This is a genomic window from Streptomyces corynorhini (assembly GCF_003346515.1).
In the GTDB taxonomy this organism is placed as follows: domain Bacteria; phylum Actinomycetota; class Actinomycetes; order Streptomycetales; family Streptomycetaceae; genus Streptomyces; species Streptomyces corynorhini.
Map to the genome: position 1 here is coordinate 63,796 of NZ_QQNA01000054.1, position 7,022 is coordinate 70,817.

Annotated in this window: 8 protein-coding genes; 7 read left to right on the top strand and 1 reads right to left on the bottom strand. The window is 71.3% G+C overall.

Features of this window, described 5'->3' with window-relative positions; genetic code table 11:
* Window positions 1-125: 125 nt before the first annotated feature.
* The 7 genes from ruvC to DVH02_RS08835 all read left to right on the top strand — a co-directional run bounded on the left by ruvC (window position 126) and on the right by DVH02_RS08835 (window position 6,765).
* Entirely contained in the window at window positions 126-683 is a 558-nt protein-coding gene (gene ruvC, locus DVH02_RS08805) for a crossover junction endodeoxyribonuclease RuvC (protein WP_114623175.1), read from the top strand.
* Window positions 680-1,303 (top strand): Holliday junction branch migration protein RuvA, encoded by a 624-nt coding sequence (gene ruvA, locus DVH02_RS08810; protein ID WP_114623177.1) that lies wholly within the window; start codon window positions 680-682, stop codon window positions 1,301-1,303. The genes ruvC and ruvA overlap by 4 nt, the downstream gene beginning before the upstream one ends.
* Window positions 1,304-1,376: 73 nt before the next feature.
* Complete coding sequence (ruvB, locus tag DVH02_RS08815) at window positions 1,377-2,459, top strand: Holliday junction branch migration DNA helicase RuvB (RefSeq protein ID WP_114623179.1); 1,083 nt, start codon at window positions 1,377-1,379, stop codon at window positions 2,457-2,459.
* A gap of 166 nt (window positions 2,460-2,625) precedes the next feature.
* Window positions 2,626-3,156 (top strand): preprotein translocase subunit YajC, encoded by a 531-nt coding sequence (gene yajC / locus DVH02_RS08820; protein ID WP_114623181.1) that lies wholly within the window; start codon window positions 2,626-2,628, stop codon window positions 3,154-3,156.
* A gap of 144 nt (window positions 3,157-3,300) precedes the next feature.
* Complete coding sequence (gene secD / locus DVH02_RS08825) at window positions 3,301-5,088, top strand: protein translocase subunit SecD (RefSeq protein ID WP_114623183.1); 1,788 nt, start codon at window positions 3,301-3,303, stop codon at window positions 5,086-5,088.
* Between the two features lies 1 nt (window position 5,089).
* Window positions 5,090-6,223, top strand: coding sequence for a protein translocase subunit SecF (gene secF / locus DVH02_RS08830; RefSeq protein WP_114623185.1), 1,134 nt, complete (start codon window positions 5,090-5,092; stop codon window positions 6,221-6,223).
* Window positions 6,220-6,765 (top strand): adenine phosphoribosyltransferase, encoded by a 546-nt coding sequence (locus DVH02_RS08835; protein ID WP_114623187.1) that lies wholly within the window; start codon window positions 6,220-6,222, stop codon window positions 6,763-6,765. Before secF ends, DVH02_RS08835 begins: the two co-directional genes overlap by 4 nt.
* Window positions 6,766-6,835: 70 nt before the next feature.
* Here DVH02_RS08835 and DVH02_RS08840 read toward each other — a convergent pair.
* On the bottom strand, window positions 6,836-7,022 hold a 187-nt coding region (locus tag DVH02_RS08840), incomplete at its 5' end, for a phosphoribosyltransferase family protein (RefSeq protein ID WP_267899053.1).

Sequence of the window (7,022 nt, forward strand, 5' to 3'; positions counted from 1 at the left end):
CGCCTCAGCTGACGGGCCGACGGGAGACCCTCCCCTCGGCCCGTCGGCCTGTCTGCGCGGCGCGTTGTCAGTCCTGACCGATACTGTGCTGATCAGCGGGAACATATGACCGAGGGAGGGGCGCGATGCGGGTGCTGGGAGTGGACCCCGGCCTGACCCGGTGCGGGATCGGCGTCGTGGAGGGCGTCGCGGGCCGACCGCTGACGATGCTCGGCGTCGGCGTCGTCAGGACCCCCTCCGACGAGGAGATCGGCCCCCGGCTGGTCGCCATCGAGCGCGGCATCGAAGCCTGGCTCGACGAGCACCGGCCCGAACTCGTCGCGGTGGAGCGGGTGTTCGCCCAGCACAACGTGCGTACGGTGATGGGCACCGCCCAGGCCAGCGCCGTCGCCATGCTCTGCGCCGCACGGCGCGGCATCCCCGTCACGCTGCACACACCCAGCGAGGTCAAGGCCGCCATCACCGGCAGCGGACGCGCCGACAAGGCCCAGGTCGGGGCCATGGTGACCAGGCTGCTGCGGCTGTCCGCGCCGCCGAAGCCCGCCGACGCGGCGGACGCCCTGGCGCTCGCCATCTGCCACATCTGGCGCGGCCCCACGACCAACCGCCTCCAGCAGGCCCACGCGGCGGCCCGCGCCTCCCGCATCCCCACCGCTCCCCCCGTACGGAAGGTCACGCGATGATCGCCTTCGTCAGCGGCCCGGTCGCCGCCCTCGCCCCCACCACGGCCGTGGTCGAGGTCGGCGGCATCGGCATGGCCCTCCAGTGCACCCCCGCGACGCTCGCCGCGCTGCGCGTCGGCCAGGAGGCCAGGCTCGCCACCTCCCTCGTCGTCCGGGAGGACTCGCTCACCCTCTACGGCTTCGCGGACGACGACGAACGCCAGGTCTTCGAGCTGCTCCAGAGCGCCAGCGGCGTCGGCCCCCGGCTGGCGCAGGCGATGCTGGCCGTGCACAGCCCGGACGCGCTGCGGCTGGCGGTCTCCGCCGGGGACGAGAAGGCGCTGACCGCCGTCCCCGGCATCGGCAAGAAAGGCGCCCAGAAGCTGCTGCTCGAACTGAAGGACCGCCTCGGCGCGCCCCTCGGCGCCACCGTCGGCCGGCAGCCCACCGGCAGCCCCGTCACCTCCTGGAGCGACCAGCTCCACACGGCGCTGATCGGCCTCGGATACGCGTCCAGGGAAGCCGACGACGCCGTCGCCCTGGTCGCCCCGCGGGCCGAGGCCGCGCTCGCGGAGGGCACCGAGCCGCCCGTGCCCCAGCTGCTGCGCGCCGCGCTCCAGAGCCTGAACCGCACCCGCTGAGCCGCGCCCGCCGCCCGGCGGCGTCCTTCCGGCATCAGCCCTACCCGTGTCCTACGCCCCGAGGTGGAACAGAGTGAACTGGGACGACACCAGCAGCGAGACCGAGGCGCCCGACGCCGCGGCCGAGCGGCTCGTCGGCGCGTCCGCGGACGGCGAGGACCAGGCTGTCGAGGCGGCGCTGCGCCCCAAGTCGCTGGGCGAGTTCGTCGGACAGGAGCGCGTGAGGGAACAGCTGGACCTGGTCCTCAAGGCGGCCCTGGCCCGCGGCGCCACCGCCGACCACGTCCTGCTCTCCGGCGCCCCGGGACTGGGCAAGACGACCCTCTCGATGATCATCGCGGCGGAGATGAACGCGCCGATCCGCATCACCTCGGGACCCGCCATCCAGCACGCGGGCGACCTCGCGGCGATCCTCTCCTCCCTCCAGGAGGGGGAGGTCCTCTTCCTCGACGAGATCCACCGGATGTCCCGGCCCGCCGAGGAGATGCTCTACATGGCGATGGAGGACTTCCGCGTCGACGTCATCGTCGGCAAGGGCCCCGGCGCCACCGCCATCCCGCTGGAGCTGCCGCCCTTCACCCTGGTCGGCGCCACCACCCGGGCCGGACTGCTGCCGCCCCCGCTGCGCGACCGCTTCGGCTTCACCGGCCACATGGAGTTCTACGAGAGCGCCGAGCTGGAGCGCGTCATCCACCGTTCGGCCCAATTGCTCGACCTGGAGATCGACGCCGACGCGGCCGCGGAGATCGCGGGCCGTTCCCGGGGCACGCCGCGCATCGCCAACCGGCTGCTGCGCCGGGTGCGGGACTACGCGCAGGTCAAGGCCGACGGCTACCTCACCCGCGAGGTGGCGGCCATCGCGCTGGGGGTGTACGAGGTCGACGCCCGGGGGCTCGACCGGCTCGACCGCGCCGTGCTCCAGGCCCTGCTCAAGCTCTTCGGCGGCGGGCCCGTGGGCCTGTCCACGCTGGCGGTGGCCGTCGGCGAGGAGCGCGAGACGGTGGAGGAGGTCGCGGAGCCCTTCCTCGTACGGGAGGGACTGCTCGCGCGCACTCCGCGTGGCCGGGTGGCCACGCCCGCGGCCTGGGCGCACCTCGGCCTCACTCCTCCGTACGCCCCGGGCGCCGGCGGGCAGGGCGGGCTGTTCGGGGCCTGAGGCGCACGGGCCCGGATCCGGTCAGGAACCCAGGTGCGGCGCTGGGCGTTGTTCCAATGATGCGGACTCGCTTAGACTCCGCCGATGCCGCACCTACAGGTCGGCATGCCCACCCCCGTATATCAGGCCGCCCGACAGCGCGGTCGTGCGAAGGAAGTTCCCTCCCGTGAGTCTCGCCGCCATCTTCCCCTTCCTCCTGCTCATCGGGGCCATGCTCCTGATGACCCGGTCCGCCAAGAAGAAGCAGCAGGCCGCTGCGCAGATGCGCAACGAAATGGAGCCCGGTTCCGGCGTCCGCACCATCGGTGGCATGTACGCGACCGTCAAGGAGGTGCACGAGGACACCGTCCTCCTTGAGGTCGCGCCCGGCGTGTACGCGGTGTACGCGAAGAACGCCATCGGCTCGGTGCTGGACGACGACGAGTACAACCGCATCGTGCACGGCGAGGACGACTCGGACACCCCGGTCGTCCCCGACGACGCCTCCTCGCTGACCGACCCCGACGACCTCGCGGCCGCCGACGGCGCCCGGATCGACCTGGGCAAGAAGCCCGAGGGCGAGAGCGCCGCCGCCGAGGACGCCGGGACGGAGAAGCCCGAGGTCAAGGACGCCGTGACGGCCGACGCCGAGGCCGCCGAGGTCAAGGACGCCGGGGCGAAGGACGCCAAGGCCGACGGCGAGGCCGACGCGAAGTAGTCTCGTCCTGGCCCGTGCGCCGTTCTGCGGCGTTCCACGGCACGGGATCGCGCGGATTCATGCGGGGGCGGGTCCCCACAACACTTCGTGGCCGCTCCGGCGCACACCCGGCGTGGGGGCGGTTGGACAGGGAGAAACGAGAAGGTGGCAGCACCTAATAAGGGCCGAAGGCAAGCGGGGTCCCCAGGCAGGCCGGGCCGCACCCTGGCACTGTTCCTGATTGCCGTGGTCGTCCTCACGGGCGGGATGTTCTGGTCCGGGCATGTCACGCCACGACTGGGGATCGACCTCGCGGGCGGCACGAGCATCACGCTTGAGGCGAAGAACACGCCGGGCAAGCCGAACGCGATCAACAAGACCAACATGGACACCGCCGTCAGCATCATCGAGCGGCGCGTCAACGGTCTTGGTGTCTCCGAGGCCGAGGTTCAGACCCAGGGCGACAAGAACATCATTGTCAACATTCCCAAGGGTACGAACGAGAAGCAGGCTCGGGCGCAGGTCGGTACCACCGCCCAGCTCTACTTCCGTCCCGTGGTGACCTACGCGCCCGGCGGCCCGACCGCCGAGCCGTCGGCCAGTGGTTCCCCGAGCGGCTCTCCGAGCGGTTCCCCTTCTCCCTCCGCCGGTTCCTCCGTGAGCGGGGACAAGGCCGAGAGCCCCGGCGCGTCGCCCGACCCCAGCGCCGGCTCGACCACCCAGGGCCGCGCCGTCACGGACGCCCTGAAGAAGGACACCACCCCGAGCCCGAGCGCCTCGGACTCCGACAAGGCCGGCTCCACCCCGGCCCCGGACCCCTCCGCCTCCGGCGATCAGGTCTCGGCCGCCCTGGAGAAGAAGTTCACCGACCTGGACTGCACCAAGCAGGCCGACCGCACCGAGGTCAACCAGGGCGCCGCGCCCAAGGACACGATCGTGGCCTGCGGCAAGAACTCCGGCGATCAGTGGGAGAAGTACCTCCTCGGCCCCGCCGAGCTGGAGGGCACCGACGTGGACGACGCCAAGGGCGTGCTCGACCCGCAGCGCAACATGTGGATCGTCACGATGGACTTCACCGGCGGGGGCACGAAGAAGTTCTCGGCGATCACCAGCAAGCTCTCGCAGCAGCAGCCGCCGATGAACCAGTTCGCCATCGTCCTCGACGGCAACGTGGTCTCCGCCCCCTCGGTGAGCCAGCGGCTCGGCGGCAGCGCCGAGATCTCCGGCAGCTTCAACCAGCAGTCCGCCCAGGACCTGGCCAATATCCTGTCCTACGGCGCGCTGCCGCTCAGCTTCCAGGAGCAGAGCGTCACCACGGTCACCGCCGCGCTCGGCGGCGAGCAGCTCGACGCCGGTCTGATCGCCGGTGCCATCGGCCTCGCCCTGGTGATCATCTACCTGGTCGCCTACTACCGCGGCCTCGCGGCGATCGCCATCGTCAGCCTCGGCGCCTCCGGCGTACTGACGTACTCGATCATGGCGCTGCTCGGCCCGGCCATCGGCTTCGCGCTGAACCTGCCCGCCGTCTGCGGCGCCATCGTCGCCATCGGCATCACCGCGGACTCGTTCATCGTGTACTTCGAACGTATCCGTGACGAGATCCGCGAGGGCCGTACGCTCCGCCCGGCCGTCGAGCGCTCCTGGCCGCGTGCCCGGCGCACCATCCTGGTCTCCGACTTCGTCTCGTTCCTCGCCGCCGCCGTGCTGTTCGTGGTCACGGTCGGCAAGGTCCAGGGCTTCGCGTTCACCCTCGGCCTGACCACCCTCCTCGACGTGGTCGTGGTGTTCTTCTTCACCAAGCCGGTGATGACGCTCCTGGCCCGCACGAAGTTCTTCTCCAGCGGTCATCCCTGGTCCGGGCTCGACCCGAAGCGGCTGGGCGCCAAGCCGCCGCTGCGCCGCTCCAGGACCGCCAACCGCGTCAGCGCCCCCACCGACCCGAAGGAGGCGTGAGATGTCGCGACTCGGCGATCTCGGCGCCCGGCTCTACCGCGGTGAAGTCGGTTACGACTTCATCGGGAAGCGCAAGTTCTGGTACGCGCTCTCCATCCTGATCACCATCACGGCCATCGCGGGCGTGGCCGTGCGCGGGCTCAACATGGGCATCGAGTTCAAGGGCGGTGCCGTCTTCACCATCCCGAGCACCAGCGTCTCCGTCTCCCAGGCCCAGGAGGACACGGAGCGGGCCTCGGGCCACGAGGCCATCGTCCAGCAGCTCGGCAACGGCGGCATGCGCATCCAGGTCACCGAGCTGGACACGCAGCAGTCCGACAAGGTCAAGACGCAGCTCGCCAAGGACCTCAAGGTCGACGAGGCGGACATCAACGCCGACCTCGTCGGACCCAGCTGGGGCGAGACCATCGCCAACAAGGCGTGGACAGGGCTGGGGATCTTCATGATCCTCGTGGTGATCTATCTGGCGATCGCCTTCGAATGGCGCATGGCGGTCGCCGCGCTGATCGCCCTGATCCACGACCTCACCATCACCGTCGGTGTCTACGCACTGGTGGGCTTCGAGGTCACCCCCGGTACGGTGATCGGTCTGCTGACCATCCTCGGTTACTCCCTCTACGACACCGTCGTCGTCTTCGACAGTCTCAAGGAGGGGTCCGACAGGATCACCAAGCAGTCCCGCTGGACCTACAGCGAGATCGCCAACCGGTCGATCAACAGCACGCTGGTGCGGTCCATCAACACCACCGTGGTCGCGCTGCTCCCGGTCGGCGGGCTCCTCTTCATCGGCGGCGGCTTCCTCGGCGCCGGGATGCTCAACGACATCTCGCTGTCGCTCTTCGTCGGCCTCGCCGCCGGCGCCTACTCGTCGATCTTCATCGCCACTCCGCTCGTCGCGGACCTGAAGGAGCGCGACCCGCAGATCAAGGCGCTGAAGAAGCGGGTGCTCGCCAAGCGGGCCGCCGCTGCCGCCAAGGGTGAGTCCGCCGACGGCTCGGGCGACGAGGACGGTGACGGGGCCGACGGCTACGACGACGCGCCGGACGCCGTCGCGCCCGCGGGCGCCGTGGCCGGCCAGCGCGGCCGTGACGGCCGCGGCGGTGGCCGTCCCTCCGGCTCGGGGAGGCGGCGGTGACCGACACCAGCACCCGTGAGCTGCTGCTCAGCCGGATCCGGGACGTCGCGGACTATCCGCGGCCCGGTGTGGTGTTCAAGGACATCACCCCGCTGCTGGCCGACCCCAAGGCGTTCACGGCCCTCACCGACGCCCTGGCCGAGCTGTGCGTACGGTCCGGCGCCACGAAGATCGTCGGCCTGGAGGCCCGCGGCTTCATCCTGGCGGCCCCCGTGGCCGTCCGGGCGGGCGTCGGCTTCATCCCCGTACGCAAGGCGGGCAAGCTGCCCGGCGCGACGCTCGCGCAGTCCTACGACCTGGAGTACGGCTCCGCCGAGATCGAGGTCCACGCCGAGGACCTGGACGCCGGTGACCGGGTCTTCGTCATCGACGACGTCCTGGCCACCGGTGGTACCGCCGAGGCGTCCCTCGAACTCGTCCGGCGGGCCGGAGCCGAGGTCGTCGGCGTCGCCGTCCTGATGGAGCTGGGTTTCCTGGGCGGCCGGGCCCGGCTGGAGACCGCGCTCGACGGGGCCCCGCTGGAGGCCCTGATCACGCTCTGAGCGGTTTCACCACCCTGCGGACGGGCACCCGGTTGTTCCCGGGTGCCCGTCCGCAGGGTGGTGAAACCGCTCAGAGCGTGATCAGGGCCTCCAGCGGGGCCCCGTCGAGCGCGGTCTCCAGCCGGGCCCGGCCGCCCAGGAAACCCAGCTCCATCAGGACGGCGACGCCGACGACCTCGGCTCCGGCCCGCCGGACGAGTTCGAGGGACGCCTCGGCGGTACCACCGGTGGCCAGGACGTCGTCGATGACGAAGACC

Excerpts from the sequence above, each read along its gene's own strand:
- ruvC (WP_114623175.1), top strand. The coding sequence starts at position 126 with ATGCGGGTGCTGGGAGTGGACCCCGGCCTGACCCGGTGCGGGATCGGC.
- ruvA (WP_114623177.1), top strand. The coding sequence starts at position 680 with ATGATCGCCTTCGTCAGCGGCCCGGTCGCCGCCCTCGCCCCCACCACG.
- secF (WP_114623185.1), top strand. The coding sequence starts at position 5,090 with ATGTCGCGACTCGGCGATCTCGGCGCCCGGCTCTACCGCGGTGAAGTC.